The 1131-nt window shown below is 76.3% G+C and carries 1 protein-coding gene; it reads right to left on the bottom strand.

The genetic code is table 11. The annotated features are described in order from the left end of the window. The coding region (locus ACIQOV_RS42390; protein WP_401056605.1) for a glycosyltransferase family 39 protein at positions 1–1004 on the bottom strand (1004 nt) is incomplete at its 3' end. Between the last annotated feature and the right edge of the window lie 127 nt (positions 1005–1131).

Below are 1131 nucleotides of genomic sequence, written 5' to 3'. Positions count from 1 at the left end.
CAGCCAGCGCCCGGCCGGTGGGGGTGGGGCGGCACGCCCGCTCGGCCGGGTGGAGCCCGCCGCCCGCCGGTAAGCAGCGCGGCCGCCGTGAGGGCCCCCCGGGGGGCCCGGCCGCGTCGCCGGGCCAGGGCCGCCACCGCGCCGTACAGCGCCCCGGCGCCGCCGCCGGCCAGCACCGCCCAGGCGGGCACCGTGAACAGCAGGTACCGCCCGAGGAAGTACGAGGTGTCGGTCAGGCGGGACACCAGCCAGACGCCCACCACCGGCAGTTCCGCGAGCAGCAGCGCCTGCCAGGCCCGGATCCGCCGGCCGGGCAGCGCCAGTGCCAGCAGCGCCAGCGGGACGAAGGCGTAGAACACGACGTCCGAGCCGAACAGGCGCTCCCCGAAGTAGGCGAGGCCGCGCAGGGAGGGGGTCGGTATCCAGCCCAGCTGCCGGTCCGACTGCCGGCTGCCCAGCAGCACCACCGGCAGCACCGGCAGCGCCGCCACGGCGACCGCCAGCGGGTAGTGCCACAGCAGCCGCCGGTCCGTCTCCGGGCGGGTGCGCCACAGGTGCAGCGCCAGGAGCGCCACCTGCCCGGCGACCGTGCTGAAGGACACCAGGTGCCCGGCGCCGGCCAGCGCCATGGCCACGCAGTACGGCGCCCAGCGCCGCCAGGTCGGCCGCTCCAGCGCCCGCAGCAGGAAGTACGAGGCCGCCGCGATCGCGCAGGTCACCAGCGCGTAGGAGCGCGCCTCCTGGGCGTAGCGGGAGATCTCCGGGGGGACGGTGAACAGCAGCCCGGCCCCGACCGCCGCCACCCTGCCGCCGAACAGCCGCTCGGCGGTGAGCGCCACGAACGCCGCCGCCCCGGCCATCGCCAGCACGGAGGGTATTCGCAGCGAGACCGTCGAGTCGCCGAACACCGCCGTCCAGCCGTGCATCAACAGGTAGTACGCGCCGTTGCTGGCGTCGACGTGCTGGAGCAGCCGCAGCAGGTCCCCCAGGGAGCGGGTGGCCACCGTCCAGGTCGCCATCTCGTCCCGCCACAGGTCCGGCGTCCCCAGCCGGTACCCGCCCACCGCCAGCATGACCACCTCCGTCTTCCCCGAGGCCGGCGTGCTGCTCGCCGGGATCTTCCTCGCCGTC

The organism is Kitasatospora sp. NPDC091257, from assembly GCF_044757675.1.
GTDB lineage: Bacteria > Actinomycetota > Actinomycetes > Streptomycetales > Streptomycetaceae > Kitasatospora > Kitasatospora lactacystinica.
This window is presented reverse-complemented; position numbering and strand designations above follow the sequence as displayed.